Source organism: Roseinatronobacter domitianus (assembly GCF_023336755.1).
GTDB classification, from domain to species: Bacteria; Pseudomonadota; Alphaproteobacteria; order Rhodobacterales; family Rhodobacteraceae; genus Roseinatronobacter; species Roseinatronobacter domitianus.
The window spans coordinates 1-16344 of the sequence record NZ_JALZWP010000028.1; the positions used below are offsets into that span (position 1 = coordinate 1).

Below are 16344 nucleotides of genomic sequence, written 5' to 3' on the forward strand. Positions count from 1 at the left end.
CAACGCCCACTTCCGAATAATCCTCAAAAATCCCATGTCTATCACTCCTGACGCCCCCGACTGCTTTGCGCAGGGGCAAGGTTGCACATGGGTCAATTCTCAATGACAATTTCTGCTGTTGCCGGGTCAGTTCTCAGTGACAATCAACAGCACCGCTTCATCTTCTTGTAGATCTGGTGACGAAGATCGTTGAGGTGGAAGGTCCGGTCCATAATGAAGTCATAGCTCGGCGCGTAGCCGAGGCTTTTGGCAAGGCGAGGACAGGCAGGCGGATTCGTGAAGCTTCGGATCGCGCTCTTTCAAGCGCTGTGCGGGCGGGCGCGGTCATTGTGGAGGAAGACTTCGCATTTACTGGCGCTCAGCAAGCTGCCCCGCCTGTGAGGGACCGTGCAAGTGCAGAAGCGCCGGGGACTGCGGGGCATTTGCCTACAATGGAGATCCAGGTCGCCGCAGCGCAAGTGGTCGCTGAATGCGGAGACATGCCGGTTGAGGAATTAATCGTGGCAACTGCGCGACTCTTGGGGTTTGCCAGGGTCGGGGCGGATTTGCGCGGGGTAATCGAGGCGGCGTTAAGGTAGCCGACTGAATGGCTGGAAATCACCCGTGGCCTTCGAACAGAGGGCCGCCTAACATGAGCACCTGACCGGAACAGAACCAGCGCAGGTCCACTTTCGTCAAAGGCAGACGGCGTTCGGCATTGATACTTGCTGGCTCACCGCGGCCTTCCCTTGGCGTTGGAGGTTTTATTGCCGCGCGGGCCGGAATGGAGGACGGTGTTGGCGCGGTTCTCTGCTTGAAGCTTATGCCATCGGTCCAGACGCGCCGCCGACAGGTCTCCGGCCGCGACGGCGGCCTGAACAGCGCAGCCAGGCTCATGCGCATGGGAGCAATCCTTGAAACGGCAGTTCGGGGCCAGTTCGGTAACTTCCGCGAAAAGCATGTCCAGACCAGCCGTGGCGTTGCTGACATGCAGCGTCCGCATTCCCGGCGTGTCGATCACGCAAGCGCCCCCCGCGATGGCATGAAGCGAACGAGAGGTTGTCGTATGGCGCCCCTTGCCGTCGCCTTCCCGGATACTGCCGGTCAACTGGGCTTCTGTCGGTGCCTTTTGGGCCAGTGCGTTCAAAAGCGTTGATTTGCCAACACCGGATGACCCCACGAGGGCCACAGTCTGACCGGGCCCACACCACGGCGACAAACCACCCGCCGCATCGGGGGCCTTCGCATTCAGCGCCACCACGGGCAGGTCGCGCTGCAATGCCTTCGCCTCGTCAGAGTAAGACCGCGCATGCTCCAGTTGGTCGATCTTTGTCAGAACGATCACCGGAGTGATCCCGGCCTCGTTCACCAGCGCCAGATAGCGCTCCAGCCGCGCGATGTTAAAATCATCGTTGCAAGAGGTGACGATGAACATTGTATCGACATTCGCCACGATCAGTTGCCGGGTCCTGGCACCCTCGGTCTGGCGCTGTAGCAGCGTGCGCCGCTCCAGCCTGCGCACCACCGTTTGGCCGCCCGGTTCGACGAGAACCCAATCTCCGACGGCAAACTCTGTCGCGGTTGCATGCGCCTGGGGATAAACCCTGATCTGCCCAGTTCCCGTTTCCGCCATCATCCGGGACCGATGCACGGTCGCGATGCGAACCGGAACAAGCCCAACCTCTGCGGGGTCGAGTTGCGCGGCAAAAAACCGCGACCATCCAAGTCCAGAGAGAGCGGTCATTCTATTTGCGCGCGTTTCATACTGGCTTCATGACGGCGATACTTGGGCGGTGCAACCATTCTTTGACATGCAAGGGTGGGCATCGTTCGGGCCGTGCCCTTGAACCGGTGGCGGGCAGGCGTGGCTTACGCGGTAACGCTGTTGGGCAAACATCTTGACCTGCGAAAAACCTGTCGCTTTTGCGGACAGGCTATTATTCTCTCTTCTTGGAGAGCGTTTTCCAGCCCGTTGCCGCCTGTTTATCGGCTTCCAGTAGAGCCAGAAGAATGACACCGGCTGCGGTGCATTGTGCAAGCTGCCATGGGCCGAGTGCGACTGTTCCGAATAGAGATTGCATGACGGGCAGATAGGTGAAGATCGCTTGCAACAGCACGACCAGCGCGACCGCCACCAGCACCGCTGGCGTTCCTTTGACGCCTTGCCATGTCATCGACCAACCGTGCCGATAGCGCACTGAAAACAGGTAAAACACTTCCATCGCGACAAGTGTATTCACTGCCATGGTGCGGGCTTCGTCCAAACCAGCCCCTTGGGTCTGCGCAAGTGTAAACTGGCCGAAGATACCCATCGCAAACAGGATAGAGACCAGGAACACCCGCCACAGAATGAAGCGTGACAGGATCGGGGCATCCGGGCGGCGCGGCGGCTGGCGCATGATCGCAGCTTCGGGGCGCTCAAAGGCCAATGACATGGCCAAAGCCACGGAACTGATCATGTTCACCCAAAGTATTTGTAGCGGCGAGATGGGCAGCACAAGCCCGAACAGGATGGCGATTATCAGCGAAATGGATTCACCGCCATTGACCGGCAACAGAAAGGTGATGACTTTCTTCAGGTTTGCATAGACCGTGCGCCCTTGTTTGACCGCCTCGGCAATCGAGGCGAAATTATCATCGGCCAGCACGAAATCGGATGCCTCGCGCGCGGCTTCTGAGCCTTTCAGCCCCATGGCGATCCCGGCATCGGCGCGTTTTAGCGCGGGCGCATCATTCACGCCATCGCCTGTCATGGCCACGACCTGCCCCCGCGCTTGCAAGGCTTGCACCAGTCGCAGCTTATGCTCGGGGCTGGTGCGCGCGAAAATATCGGTCCGTCGAATGGCTGCCTCCAAAGACGCGTCATCCATTTGGTCGATCTCGGCCCCGGTCAGGGGGTGTTCAATCTGGTGCAAACCAATTTGCCGACCGATTGCGGCGGCGGTTCCTGCATGGTCGCCCGTAATCATCTTTACGGAAATCCCGGCAGCGTGACATTCAGCCACGGCGGCGATAGCTTCTTCTCGCGGCGGGTCGATCAGGCCGACAAGGCCCAGCAGGGTTAGGCCATCATCAAGTGTGTCATGATCCAGCGCGCCACCCGGATGCGGCATCTGTGCCAGGGCCAGAACGCGTTGGCCTTGCCGGGCGATATCCGCGCTCATTTCGTCCCAATAGGCGCGGTCCAGAGGTTCTGCCCCGTTGGCCACCATTTGCGTTTTGCAATGTGCCAGAACCTGCTCTGGCGCGCCTTTTAGCAGAACGAACCCGTCATGCAGCACGGCCATATAGCGGTAGCGTGCGTCAAATGGGATGGTGGCTTCTGCGCGCGGGCGGTCCGTGATGGTCTCTCCCAGCTTGCCCGCAAAGGCCAGAAGCGCGCCTTCCATCGGGTCGCCTTCGACCCGCCAACCCTGTGCTTCCTGGACCAAGGCCGCAGAGTTGCACAATGCCGCAACGCGTGCCATGGCTTGAAGCGTGGGTTTGTCGCCGCCCTCCAGCGCCCCTTCTGGCGTGTATCCTTCACCCGAAACGCGCGCTGTGCCAGAGGCCATAACGGCGTTTGCAAGCATCATTTCGTTCCGGGTCAGCGTGCCTGTCTTGTCCGAACAAATGGTCGAGACGGCGCCAAGGGTTTCGATAATGGGCAAGCGCCGGATGATCGCATTGCGCCGCGCCATGGATTGCACGCCAATGGCCAATGTCACTGTCAGAACAGCGGGCAAGCCTTCTGGAATGGCTGCGACGAACAGGCCCACCACAACCATGAAAGCCTCGGAAAAGGGCGTATCGCGCAGGGCAATCGTAAAGCCCAGAATTCCAGCCGCAACCGCCATGACGAAGCCAGTCAGATAGCGCGCAAACACCTCCATCTGGTGGATCAGTGGAGTTTTGATGGTCTGAACTTCGGCCATCATGGTGCTGATGCGCCCGATTTCGGTAGCTTGCCCGGTCGCCGTCACAACGCCAAGCCCCGTGCCTTCCGTCACCATGGTGCCGCTGAATGCCATCGAGCGCCTGTCGCCCAGTGATGCCGCAGCCTCTACCGATTGCGTGTCCTTGCGCACAGGGACAGATTCGCCCGTCAGCATGGCTTCTTCAACGCGTAACCCTGCGACCTCTATCAAGCGCAGGTCGGCGGGAACCTTGTCACCCGCGTCCAGCAGAACAATGTCTCCGGGAACAAGATCATCGCCCGCCACCGCGATGCGTTCGCCGCCGCGCATGACATTGGCGCGCGGGGCCAGCATGTTGCGCAGCGCATCCAGTGCCGCTTCGGCACGCCCTTCCTGGACGAAGCCGATGATCGCATTGATCGCGACCACGGCCAGGATCACACCCGTATCAATCCAATGGCCCAAAAGCGCGGTAATCACGGCAGCCGCAATCAGAACCAGGATCAGCAGGTTGTTGAACTGGCGCGCAAAGCGCATCAACGCACTCGCGCGCGGGGCTTCGGGCAGGCGGTTCGGGCCGTGTTTGTCCAGACGCTTTGCGGCTTCTTCCGAGTCCAGCCCGCTTGAGGTGGACCCGAGATCCGCTAGCACATCATCTGCCGCATTCGCCCACGGGGATTTTGTCGTATTCATGTCGCCCTGCGATAAACTCACGGTGCGGTATAACCGCCATCAACCAGATGATAACTTCCGGTGATGAAGCTCGCGCGCGCCGAGAGTAGAAAACATGTCAGCGCGGAGACTTCCTCTGGCGTGCCAATCCGCCCCATCGGGTGCAGACCTGCCAGCCCGTCCAGCATCTCTGGACTTAGATTATCGGTCAAGAGTGGTGTCTGAATGAAGCCGGGACCAACAGCATTGATGCGAATGCCCTTTTGCGCGTATTCCATGGCCGCAGTCTTGGTGAGCCCCAGAAGCGCATGTTTGCTGGCAACATAAGCCGCGGAATTGGCAAAACCGACACTGCCCAGAATAGAAGCCATGTTGACGATGGCTCCACCACCGGCGCGCTCCATGGCCGGAATCTGATAGCGCATTCCGTAAAAGGCGCCATTCAGGTTGACCTTGATGACCTGTTCCCAAGCGTCCAGCGGATATTCCCCCACCGGCGCTTGCGCGCCACCGATCCCGGCATTGTTTACCGACAGATGCAAGGCACCGGTCTTGTCCTCGGCAAAGGCAACAAGCGCTTGCATGGCTTCCGCATCTGCCACATCTGCCGCAAAGGGCAGGGCTTTTCCACCGCGATCCAGAATAGTGGCACTGACCTGTTTGCACCCTTGTTCGCTCTGGTCCGAGACGATCACCGTCGCGCCATGCGCGGCCAACTCCAAGGCAATCGCCGTGCCAATGCCAGAGCCTGCACCCGTTACCAGTGCCGTCTGTCCTGTGAAATCATACATCGCAGTCTGCTCCTTTCACCCAAAGTCAAAATCGACAACTTTCGGCTACCGATATCAACATCCTCCATGGACGTATTTGCGCTGGCGCAATCCCAGAGGATTTTTTTATATTGCGTTGGTCTGTGGGCGATACTGGGACGGTCATTTGATCCTGGCGGCGCTCTTTGGTTCGTTTGAAAGGCCCATGCTTGCGCATTCCATGTGCATGATTGCAGAAGGGTGACTTGAGGCGAAGCTGCCCTTGCCCTTTCCAAGCTAGGCAACGTGGACGATTTCGGCGGTGCAACCGGGGTTCTGCGCTTTCAGGGTCTTCTGTCGAGGGCACAGGGTCGAATAGTCCGGAACGGCCCAGCCCAGCCCAGCCCTGCCAACAGACGTAGGCCGGCAACCATCCCGGAATGCGCCATCGGCCAGACAGTGCGGGAAAGTTCGTTCGGTTAGTCGCAGCTTTCAGACCTTAAATTCAGCAGCTCACACAGCACTGCCCCATACCAAGACGGAGCAGTGCCAATTTTGTCAATCGTTACCCGTCCCGCCGCACACCGGTCCCACGCACAACAGGTATCCATGTTTCGCGTTGCAATGCGTAATAGCTATCTACCTGCTCTGGTGTTTTGGCGGGTGGCACAATCGAGGCAAGGCTCTCGAGTTGCGAGCGCATCGCGTCCGACTGAACAATCTCGTTGATCCTGTCGTTCAGGGTCATCACAATATCGTCGGGTGTGCCAGCAGGTGCGGAAATCGTGTTCCATGTCTGGCTGACAAAGCCGGGCAATCCGGCTTCCGCCATGGTCGGCACATCCGCCAAGGCCGGCAGGCGCACAGGTGCCGACACGCCCATCGGACGCACGGCGTCACCCTGAACCTGGCCAATTGCTGTCAAGGATGGGTCGAACACGAAGTTTAGCCGCCCGGCAACCAGATCGACCATGGCTTCTGGACTTCGCGGATAGGGGATATGGACAACCCCTTCAGCCCCAATTCGCTGTAGGAACAGGGCTCCGCTGATATGTGTGGTGGTGCCAGCCGGTCCGGAGCCAAACTGGAATCCCGACGGATTGGCCAGAATCCGCGCGGTAAGGGCCGCCAGATCGGCATCGGGACTGTCCTTGGGCACGCACATGACCATCGGCACTTTGTTTATCATGGCAACGCCGCGCAGAGTGGTTTCGATATCGACCGGCAGTGGGTCGAACAAGGCAATGTTATGCACCAATTGTGAGGACGTGCCGACCAACAGCGTGTAGCCGTCCGGGGCCGCCGTGCTGACATCTTCCGTGGCCCGCATGCCAGAAGCCGTGCCGTTATTCTCCACAACGATACTTTGGCCCAGAACAGGCTCGAGCGCTTCGACCAGAATGCGCGCGACGACATCGGCATTGCCGCCCCCACCTTGGGCGACAACCAGCCGAATTGGCCCTGCGGAAGGCCATGTACTGGCACAGGCCGCCCGCGGCAAAAGTGATATAAAAGGCGCAGCCAATGCCGAGCCCAGAAGTGCGCGTCGATGGATCATCGATACCCCCTGAATTCTTGGTGATGACAGAATTTTGGCTGACCAATGGGTTGGCGGCTGACACTTAAGAGAGTATACATGACTAAAAAAGTCAACATAACGATGCGTGATCGCGAATGATATTGGGACGGCAATCATTGCAAAGACTTGCGCTAGGGTTACCGGGCTTTGCCTTGTGCCTGATGGGTGCAGGGATCGGCCTGATCGCACGCGGACAACCCGCATGGTTTGGCACCGATGTCGGGCCGGGGCTGATGGCACAGCTTTTGGGCAATGGCGTGATGGCCCTGGGCGCGCTGTGGGCTGTTTGGTGCATGGCGCGCCCAAGGACACAGCAGAGCGTTGGCTGTGGCGATTTGGCAGCCACGACACAACACCATGCCAGCGGACCTGCCCTGTTAGGCGCGGTTTTTCTGTTCGCTTTGGTGTTGCCGGTGCTTGGGCTGGTGCTATCCGCCGGGCTGGCCTCCGCACTTGCAGCGATTGGCGCGGGCGAGCGTCATCCACTGGCCTTATTGGTCACAGTTCTGGGCCTGACCGGGCTGACAGCTATAATTGGGATGCTTTTCCTGCCTCCGACAGCGCCGCTTTGGCCCATATTCTAAGGACATGAGATGGATATCAGCGCTTGGGCGCAGGGCTTTGCTCTCGCTCTGACAGGGCAGAATCTGCTGTTATGTTTCAGCGGCGCCGTGCTTGGCACGCTGGTGGGTGTTTTGCCCGGCATCGGACCAGCCGCCACCCTCGCGCTATTGCTGCCGCTGACTTTCGCACTAGAGCCGACGGGTGCAATCATTATGTTGGCGGCGATTTATTTTGGTGCTCAATATGGTGGCTCGACCACGTCTATCCTGCTGAATGTTCCGGGCGAATGCTCTGGCGTTGTCACTGCACTTGACGGGCATAAAATGGCGCTGGCCGGACGCGCCGGGCCTGCGATCGCTATCGCCGCTCTGGCGTCATTATTCGCGGGGCTGGTAACTGCGGTGGTGATCGCCACCGTGGCCGCACCACTTTCCGCCATGACAACGGCCATTGCGCCAGCCGGGCTTGTGGGACTGATCGGTCTGGGCCTGTTCGCTGCGGCGATCATCTCTCCCGGTCCGGTCCTGCCTGCGCTGGCGCTGATCCTGATCGGGGCGGCGTTTGGACTGGTGGGCACAGATCTGGCGGGTGGTATGCCGCGCTTCACCTTCGGCATTCCAGAATTGCGCGACGGTATCGGGTTTGTGCCTCTCGTCATGGGCCTGTTTGGCTTGGCCGAACTTATCCGCGCACTCGAAGCGGGCAACAGGCCGCAACGCATCCGGCTGGTGCGCTGGCCATGGCCCACCCGCGCGGATATCAAAAACGCTTGGGCGCCGACCCTGCGCGGGACGGCCATCGGGTCTGCATTGGGGGTTCTTCCGGGTGCCAGCACGCTTCTGGCCGCACTTGCTGCGCGCGGCGTGGAAAACGCCTTCCCAACGTCAGACCAGCGCCTTGGCAACGGGGCTGTCGCAGGGGTGGCTGCACCAGAGGCCGCGAATAACGCCGCCGCGCAATCAGCCCTTGTTCCGCTTCTGACCTTGGGCTTGCCGGGAAGCCCGGTTATGGCTGTTCTGGCAGGTGCGCTGATGATCCATGCGATCATGCCCGGCCCGGCCTTTATTGCGCAAAACCCTGATCTTTTCGCTGCGTTGATGGGCAGCCTGATCCTGGGCAATATTATTTTGGTTGTCCTGAACCTACCGCTTGCCGGGGTTTGGGCCTCGCTTCTACGGGTGCCGTTCCGGCGGCTTGTGCCACTCATCATCGTCATCAGCCTGATCGGCGTTCATTCGGTGAATAATTCACTCTTCGACGTTTGGTTGATGCTGGGGTTCGGTGTGTTTGGCTGGGGTCTTTTACGGCTTGGGCTGGAGCCGACTCCGCTGGTGCTGGGCTTCATCCTTGGACCGGCGTTCGAGGAATATTTACGCCGCACTCTGCTTTTTTCGCGTGGCGATGCAACTGTTTTACTGACTGATCCGATAAGCGGCACCTGCTTTGCCATCATAGTAGCGCTGGGCAGTTGGGTAATCTTGAAACGAATGATGCAAGCCTTGAAAACCGCATGACCGGATTAAGACTTGGAACCTGCATCAACTGCGGTCAATTCCTCGCAGGGACAGGCCGCGCCGGAGCGCCGCACCTACCGGCAACGCTGTGATCCCGGATATCCGTCCCAAACCACCATGGGCGCGCCTGATACCGTCGCTGACCCCGGTTAAGCTGAAGCGCTGCGTCAAGGGGGTTTGCCATTTGGTCATATTGCGCCTTTTCTTGTGACGTTGGTGTCATTCGTCCGCAAAGCGTGGGGCCTCCGGTCAGGTTGGCGGATGGTATCATTGTCGGTTGCCCGTGTTCGTCTTGGCAGGGTCAGCGCGAACATCTGCGGGGTGAAGGCGAAGGCGAGCGTGACCGACAGCGCGACACCGCCCGCGACCGACATGGCGAAGGGCGGCCAGAAGCCCCCACCGCCCAGGATCAGGGGCAGGAAACCGCCAAAGGTGGTGATCGTGGTCGAGGTGATATGTCGGGCGGAGCCGGTCACCACATCGACCATCGCCGCGCGGTCGCCTGCACTGGCGCGCGGGTCTTCCTGTAGCCCCGACAGCACGATCAGCGCGGCATTGATCGACACCCCGATAGACCCGATCACCCCGATGATCGCGTTGATTCCGAACGGATAGTCGAACACCGCCAAGGCCAGCATCGATAGTCCCGCCGACAGGCCTGCCACCGTGAAGGCGATCAGGGTCAGCCGGAAGGAGTTTAAGGTCACCACCACGACCGCAATCGACAAGGTAATTATCAGGCCCAAGGGGGCGATCAGCGCATCAACCGTGCTGTTGCGTGCGTCAGAGTCACCGCCTGTTTCCAGCCGGATGCCTTCTGGCGGGGCGTAGCCTTCTGCCGCCAGCAGTGCCATCGCCTCGGCCAGTGCCACGGCGGGCAGGATGCCGGGCATCAGAAAGGCTTGAACTGTATTCACGCGCTCCCCATTGCGGCGGGTGATCGTGCTTTCCGACGGCTCCAGCCGCAGCGCACCGAGCGTGGACAGCGGCACGGCCGGGAACTGGCCCGCCGCGGCAACCGCTGCGGCCCCCGGTGGAAGGATTGGCATGTCGCCAATGGCTACCGGATCACCGCGCAGGCCCGCGCCAAGGCGCACCCGTACGGGCAATTCCTCGGTCCCTTCCAGCAGTGACCCGCCGGTCACGCCTTCCAGCCCCGCTTCCATCTGCCGCGCGACCTGACCCAGATCAAGACCCAAGAGACGTGCGCGGGCCTCGTCGATCTCCAGCGTCAGCTTGGGCGAACCGCCCGCAATCCCGGTGCGCACCATGGCCACCGTCGGCACCTCTGCCAGTCGTGCGCGCAGGTAGTCACCCGCAAGGCGCAGCGCGTCGATGTCTTGTCCGACAAGGCGCAGTTCGACAGGCGCATTGACGGGCGGACCCTGGGTCAGGCCGCGGATGACAAAGCGCGCTTGCAGGAACGCGGGCGGCAGATTGGCCTGAAGGTCGTTCAGCAGCCGTGCGGTCGCGGCAGCAGATGCGGTGCGGATCAACGCCTGCGCGAAGGCGGGTGCCTGATCGCGGTCGCCCACCATGTTGTAGTAGAAGGCAGGCGCGGAGCGGCCCACGACCCATGCCACGTCCAATATCTCGTCTTCGGCAGTAAGCCTCGTGTCGATCTCGCGCATGACTCGCATCGTCTCGGCAATTCCAGTGCCGGGGGGCAGGTCCACCTCGATATGGAACTGGTCGCGGTCCACACCGGGAAAGAATTGCGGCGTCAATGTCGGCAGCGACAGGAAGCCGATCACCGGCAGGACCAGCGACAGCGCCACGGTGCGCAAGGGGTTGGTCATTGACAGGGCAAGCGCCGCACGAAAGCCGCGCATGAGCAGGCTCTCGCGCGAGGGCTGGCCGTCGCCCCTGCGCAACCAGCGCCCGGCGATGGCAGGGGTGATCGTCACGGCCACGACAAAGGACCAGGCCAGCATCACGATCACGGAAATGGCGATGGAGCCGACGAAATCCCCAGCCGGGCCGGGCAGCAGCAGAAGCGGCATGAAGGACAGGATCGTGGTGACGGTCGAGGCAGCCAGCGGCATGGTCAGTCGCCGCGCCGCGCCGGCAACCGCCTTGAGCCGCGTCATACCCGCGCGAAGGCGCTTGCCCACCTCGTCCGTCATGACAATGGCCGCGTCGACCAATAGGCCAAGCGCCACGATCAGACCCGTCACGCTCATCTGGTGGATCGGCACTGCCAGCGCGTTCAGCGTGGCGACAGAGGCCAGCGATACAACCGGCAGAACCATCGCTACAATCAGCGCCGACCGCCAGCCAAGCGTCATGAACAGGACCACCACGACCAGACCAACGCCGACAGCCATGTTCAACCCGACCTCGGTCAGCCGTTCCAGCGTATAGCGGCTCTGATCGAAGACGACCTCGATCGACAGGCCCCAGGGCAACGCCCCCGCCTAGGCATCGACAGCGGCGCGAATGCCGCCCGTCCAGCGGTCCACCTGCAACCCTTCGCTGAGTTTGGCTGAAATCAGGACCGCAGGTCGCCCTTGGAACAGTGCGGCTTCGGCCAAGGGCAAGCGCGGACCGCGGGTGATCTGCGCCACATCGCCCAGAAGCGTCACGCGCCCCGATGCATCCTCGCGCAGGATCACCGCCCGCAGCCGGTCGAGCGAGGTGATCTCGCCCGTGATGCCCAGCACCAGATCGGTCTCATTGCCGCGCAACCGGCCCGCCTGCACTTTGGCGTCGGCGGCGCGGATTGCAGCGGATACCGCGTCGGCGGTCAGCCCAAGCGCAGCGGTGCGGTCGGGGTCTAGCGTGACCAGAACTTCCTCCTCGGGTGCCCCGTGCAGGTCAACCAGACTGGTCCCCGGCACACGGCGCAGCCGGTCGGCCAGCGCTTCGGCCTCGCGCGCGGCGCGGGTCAGGCTGAACCCCTCGGGCAGGGTCAGGGCAAAGATTGCCGCATAGCCGCCCGCGCCGTCGCTGTCGAAATCGGGTTCCAGAATGCCCACTGGGAATTCCCGCTGCGCGTCCCTGACCGCATCGCGGACCTGCGCCCAAAGCTGCTCGATGGTCTCGGGCGGGACGGTTTCGATCAGTTCGACCGAAATGACCAAAATGCCGGTTGCAGAGGTCGAAGACACCTCGGCAATCTCGGGGATCGTGCGAAGCTCCGTCTCGATCTTTGTGGTGACGAGAGCTTCAACACGTGCAGGGTCAGCGCCGGGAAACACCGTGGTGATCGTGGCGAAGATATTGGTGATGGTCGGGTCTTCCTGCCGCCCGATGGAGACGAGCGCGGGCATACCAGCCGACACGATCACCAGAAGCGCCAGCATTATTAGGCGCGGTTGGCGAAAAAACAGCGTGTCCATTGCGGTTACTCCACTTGCACCAGAACGGCTTGGCCCGGGGCGACGCGGTCTGGGGCTTTTGCCACGATCTGCGCGCCGGGGGGCAGGGCGCCGCGCAAGAATACGCGTGCGCCATCGCTGTGCAGCACCTCGACCGCTGCGGGCAGGGTGCGGTCGCCCTTGGCTTCGACCGCTATCACTGACCAGGACCCCCGCACGCCTTCGCGCAAGGCGGATAGCGGGGCCCAGAATCCCGGTTCATCGACCACCTGCGTCAATAGCAGCGCGACCGTATCGCCTAGCACAGGTTCAGCCCCCTCGGGCAGGTTCACAACAACCGACCTGCTGCGGGTGGTGCGGTCAAGATCGGGTCGGATCTGGCGGATTGTGGCCTCCATCAAAGCGCCGTCCAGGGCGACGGTGACAATGTCCCCCACCGCAAGCCCGGCGGCCAGTTCCGGCGGCAGACCGACCCGCGCGCGGGCTGGCGCTGCATCAAAAAGAACCAGAACGGTTTGGCCCGCCGCCGCTGTCTGTCCGGGGTCGGCCCTGCGCGCCCCGATGTGGGCGGGGTAGGGCGCAATCAGCACGGATTTTTCCAGCCGCACATCGACGCCCGCGATACGTGCGCGGATAGCTGCCATCCCGGCCTCGGCGCGCGCCAGCGTCAGCCGCGCCTCGTCCTGCACCGCGACCGAGCTAAAGCCGCGTTCCGTCAGCGCGTCGCTGCGCGCCAATGTCAGCCGGGCCAGTTCGGCATCGGCGGCAAGCGCTGCCAACTCCGCCCTCAGCGCTGCACGTTCCGGGATCAGGTCGCTGATGTCCTGTCGCGCCAGCACCGTGCCGCTCGCCACGACATCGCCTTCCTCGACCAGCACTTCGGTTATACGCCCACCCAGTTCGAACCCCAGATCTGTCCGCGCTGCCGCTTCGATCTGGCCTATGAACCTACGGGTCACGGTATAGCCTGGGGCCAGTTCAACGGAGATGACACCGACCGAGGTCTTTGGAGCCGCGACACCGGGTGCGGGATCGCCGGTGGCTGCGATCAGGGAAAATCCACCAATGACAGCTACCGCAGCAGCCCCGCAGACCATGAGCGTGACCGCCATGGTCAAAACCCGACCAAGCGCCGTTCGAAAATCTGATGCCATAGGTTCAGTCATGTATGGACTGCTCCGGTAAAGTTAGTTGCACTTACATATGTTAGAATCACTCACTTTGGCAAGATGATTCAGACATCACGCCCGCGTTGCAGCCAGATCGCGTGACCCTGTGACCAGTTAGGGTTCTGCGGAGTCCCCCGCCGTGCGGTGCAGGCGGGCGGATGTGCGGCGCAACCAATGGGCGCCTGCACTTGCAAAGATATGTGAGCGGTGCTAACTTTGGCTTCAAAGTGAACGCTCCTCACTTTGAGGAAAGGCCCAACCAGAATGTCGAATGACACGTCACGAACTGATGGCTCCGCGACCGTGACGCCCAAGTCCGCCTATCACCACGGCGACCTGCGCGCTCAACTGATCGCTGCTGTCCGGGATCTGATCGAGACGCGTGGCCCGGACGGCTTTTCAGTGGCTGAGGCCGCACGCCGCGCCGGTGTCAGTTCTGCCGCGCCCTACAAGCATTTCAAGGACCGCCCAGAGATTTTGCGCGGGGTCGTCAGTGAAGCGATGGACCGGTTGCGCGCCGCGATGGAAGCGGGAGCCGCTGCCCACCCTGTCGGATCGCTGGAAGCGGTGGCCGCCATCGGCTTGGCCTATGTCGATTTTGCCCGGTCCGAGCCAGGGGTGTTCCGACTGGTCTTTGGCCTGACGGAAGGACACGAGAACGCCCCGGAGCTGCAACAAAAAGGCGAAGGCTGTTTTGGCGTGGTGGTGCAAGGCGCTGCTGCCTGCCTGAACCTGTCACCAAGCGATCCAGAGGTTCAGCGCCGCGCCTATATGCTATGGTCCTTCGTGCATGGTCATTCATTTCTGCATATCGACATGAAAACCAAGGTCACCACCGCCCGCATCGATGATTGGGACTACCTTATGACCATCAGTCGCGCGATCCTTGCATCGTGAGCGCAGTCATGACGAAGGTGCAATGCTGGTGCTCCCGCTTCAGCTTGAGACGGGACGCCGTTACCGCACTGGCAGTGGTCGTCAGTGTGCTGGCAGCCGCGATGCGGGTTCGGGCTGGCTTGCTGATCGCGTTCGGGTTGGGTGGTTTCGGCTTTTCCATCTTCCTTACCGCAAAATTGGCTTCGGCATGATGCTACCGCAGATCGTGCATGCCCGTTCCCGCTGGCCGTTTTCGCTTTGGGTGTTCGGCGGTATGTGCTGTGCGATGATCTTTGCCTTTCTCGTAACGACTGCCCTCTGGGCATCGGACATCAGAGAGCTTGATGGTGTTTCTGTCTGGGCAAAGCCGCTGAAATTCGAACTGGCCCTCGCGATTCATGCGGGAACGCTTGCCTTTGCGGTGTCCCGCCTTCGTCCTTCGCTGCAAGCGGGTCGCTTCATGCAGGGCATTGCCTTCGCTTTCTTGGTAGCTTGCGTGATCGAGATGGGCTGGATCATTTTTCAAGCATCGCAAGGCCAGCATTCGCATTTCAACGACAGCACAGCGTTGCACCGCGCAATGTTCTCGGTGATGGCCATTGCTGCGGTCATCATAACAGGGGCGGCGGCTGCGGTCGCATTTCAGGTGTCGCGTGATCTCGACTTCGCCGCGGGTTCTACAGTGAAAACCGGCATCGTGCTGGGCTTGCTTGGCGGAACGGTCCTGACCATCGTGACCGCGTTCATAATCGGCGGCAGGGGAAGCCCCTATGTGGGAGAGCTACCGCCACACGCGGCCCGGATGATGTTCACCGGTTGGTCACTCACGGGCGGGGATTTGCGGGTCGCGCATTTCCTGGCCACTCACATGATGCAAGCCGTTCCGATTGCAGCCGCCCTAGCGGTCCGGGCGCGGATCGGGTTCTTTGCTCGGTCCTTCGTATTGGGGTTTGCCGCTCTTTGGGCGGTTTGGGTTTTGGTAGAGTTTAGCTTGGCACTTTCCGGACAGCCTGCAATTTTCATCACTCTGGGTTTCTGAAGCCAAGTCGATGACATATGGTGCGGGTGGCCTAGCGACGTGGCACCATTTTTCGGCAGCGGTAGCGCAAACTCACTGTCGGCGTTCCATTCCCTGCGACGGGGCGCCGCGGTTCAACCTGCCCGGCCCGAAGACGAAACCCCTCCGCGGCATTGGTGCATTTGGCTGAGGCCGATCAAACCTCGGAAGCGGCCTAAGCGGAAGAAACCCGATGGGCTGGCCGCGCCGGATGGGCCATCGGCTGTTCTACGATGGCATGAAACAGTTCCCGATGGAGGCGCGAAACGACAAAGATGCTGCGTGAACTTTATAGATACACCCCGCTGACAAGAGGAGAGTGCCACTCGGCGGTTGCCCGTTTGGGCATTCACTCACCCTGACAGGAATGGACGCTGTCCATGTCATTATCGCAATCGGCAACCGTTTCTAACCATGTCAGCAAACGGCCAACATTTGCGTATCGAATGAATTCGGTTTCTTCAGGCCCGGATGGACCAGCTTTGATCCCGCCTTTCACAATGCCCGCAAGCAGGTAGCGGCCTTCAATTTCGGGGTCGATGACAAATAAGGGGCCACCTGAATCGCCAGAGCCGGTGCGTTGCGTGGACACCGAGACCCCAACGCAAAAATCATGCGCGGGGTCAAAATCTGCCCGTTCCGTGTCGCAATGCGCGGCATCCGCAACCACACAGTCGTAATATTCCAGCAAGGCCCTATCGAAGCCCTGCCCAACTCCAACTGTCGTGATTGGCGTGCCGATCGCAAGGTCTTGTTGGTAGATCGGTGCGATCTTGGCACCATGGTCTGTGAATCGCCCCGAGTTTGTCGGAGACCATCAACTTAAGTAAGGATGGTTGTGGTGACAAAAAGCAAAATGGCAAATCGCTACTCACCCGAGGTCCGCGCACGGGCGGTCCGGATGGTGTTCGAGCATCAAGGCTCATACGAAACGCAGGCGGGCGCGATTGCGGCCATTGCACCTAAGAT

At 61.1% G+C, this 16344-nt stretch carries 11 protein-coding genes and 2 pseudogenes; 6 read left to right on the forward strand and 7 right to left on the reverse strand.

What is annotated here, in order from left to right:
* Nucleotides 1–194 precede the first annotated feature (194 nt).
* The gene (locus tag M3N55_RS16890; RefSeq protein ID WP_428982683.1) at nucleotides 195–578 is read left to right on the forward strand and encodes a DUF3320 domain-containing protein; all 384 of its coding nucleotides are present in this window, start codon (nucleotides 195–197) and stop codon (nucleotides 576–578) included.
* A gap of 134 nt (nucleotides 579–712) precedes the next feature.
* Here the strand turns inward: M3N55_RS16890 and rsgA are convergent, their stop codons facing one another.
* The 4 genes from rsgA to M3N55_RS15840 form a co-directional block, all read right to left on the reverse strand.
* Nucleotides 713–1723 (reverse strand): ribosome small subunit-dependent GTPase A, encoded by a 1011-nt coding sequence (gene rsgA, locus M3N55_RS15825; RefSeq protein ID WP_249060839.1) that lies wholly within the window; start codon nucleotides 1721–1723, stop codon nucleotides 713–715.
* A gap of 193 nt (nucleotides 1724–1916) precedes the next feature.
* Nucleotides 1917–4568 carry a cation-translocating P-type ATPase gene (locus M3N55_RS15830; RefSeq protein WP_249060840.1) on the reverse strand — a complete coding sequence of 884 codons (2652 nt, stop codon included), beginning with the start codon at nucleotides 4566–4568 and terminating at the stop codon, nucleotides 1917–1919.
* Between the two features lie 17 nt (nucleotides 4569–4585).
* Nucleotides 4586–5338: an SDR family NAD(P)-dependent oxidoreductase gene (locus tag M3N55_RS15835; protein ID WP_249060841.1), complete on the reverse strand. Its 753-nt coding sequence runs from the start codon at nucleotides 5336–5338 to the stop codon at nucleotides 4586–4588.
* A gap of 523 nt (nucleotides 5339–5861) precedes the next feature.
* Complete coding sequence (locus tag M3N55_RS15840) at nucleotides 5862–6854, reverse strand: Bug family tripartite tricarboxylate transporter substrate binding protein (RefSeq protein ID WP_249060842.1); 993 nt, start codon at nucleotides 6852–6854, stop codon at nucleotides 5862–5864.
* Between the two features lie 137 nt (nucleotides 6855–6991).
* Here M3N55_RS15840 and M3N55_RS15845 point away from each other — a divergent pair, with 137 nt between their 5' ends.
* Both M3N55_RS15845 and M3N55_RS15850 read left to right on the forward strand, forming a co-directional pair.
* Complete coding sequence (locus M3N55_RS15845) at nucleotides 6992–7459, forward strand: hypothetical protein (RefSeq protein WP_249060844.1); 468 nt, start codon at nucleotides 6992–6994, stop codon at nucleotides 7457–7459.
* A gap of 9 nt (nucleotides 7460–7468) precedes the next feature.
* A complete protein-coding gene (locus M3N55_RS15850) occupies nucleotides 7469–8953 on the forward strand; it encodes a tripartite tricarboxylate transporter permease (protein WP_249060845.1) in 1485 nt (494 codons plus the stop codon).
* A 188-nt stretch (nucleotides 8954–9141) separates the two neighbouring features.
* Here M3N55_RS15850 and M3N55_RS15855 read toward each other — a convergent pair.
* Nucleotides 9142–12294 (reverse strand): annotated as a pseudogene (locus M3N55_RS15855) (efflux RND transporter permease subunit).
* A gap of 5 nt (nucleotides 12295–12299) precedes the next feature.
* Nucleotides 12300–13439 carry an efflux RND transporter periplasmic adaptor subunit gene (locus M3N55_RS15860; RefSeq protein ID WP_249060847.1) on the reverse strand — a complete coding sequence of 380 codons (1140 nt, stop codon included), beginning with the start codon at nucleotides 13437–13439 and terminating at the stop codon, nucleotides 12300–12302.
* A 267-nt stretch (nucleotides 13440–13706) separates the two neighbouring features.
* On the opposite strand from M3N55_RS15860, the gene M3N55_RS15865 reads away from it, so the two are divergent.
* Both M3N55_RS15865 and M3N55_RS15870 read left to right on the forward strand, forming a co-directional pair.
* Nucleotides 13707–14339 carry a TetR/AcrR family transcriptional regulator gene (locus M3N55_RS15865; protein WP_249060849.1) on the forward strand — a complete coding sequence of 211 codons (633 nt, stop codon included), beginning with the start codon at nucleotides 13707–13709 and terminating at the stop codon, nucleotides 14337–14339.
* A 187-nt stretch (nucleotides 14340–14526) separates the two neighbouring features.
* On the forward strand, nucleotides 14527–15357 hold the full coding sequence (locus tag M3N55_RS15870; RefSeq protein ID WP_249060851.1) for a hypothetical protein: 831 nt from the start codon (nucleotides 14527–14529) through the stop codon (nucleotides 15355–15357).
* 367 nt (nucleotides 15358–15724) lie between these two features.
* On the opposite strand, the gene M3N55_RS15875 is transcribed toward M3N55_RS15870, so the two are convergent.
* Nucleotides 15725–16147 (reverse strand): trypsin-like serine protease, encoded by a 423-nt coding sequence (locus M3N55_RS15875; protein ID WP_346429284.1) that lies wholly within the window; start codon nucleotides 16145–16147, stop codon nucleotides 15725–15727.
* A 60-nt stretch (nucleotides 16148–16207) separates the two neighbouring features.
* Here M3N55_RS15875 and M3N55_RS15880 point away from each other — a divergent pair.
* A pseudogene (locus tag M3N55_RS15880) lies at nucleotides 16208–16344 on the forward strand (IS3 family transposase); the annotation flags it as partial.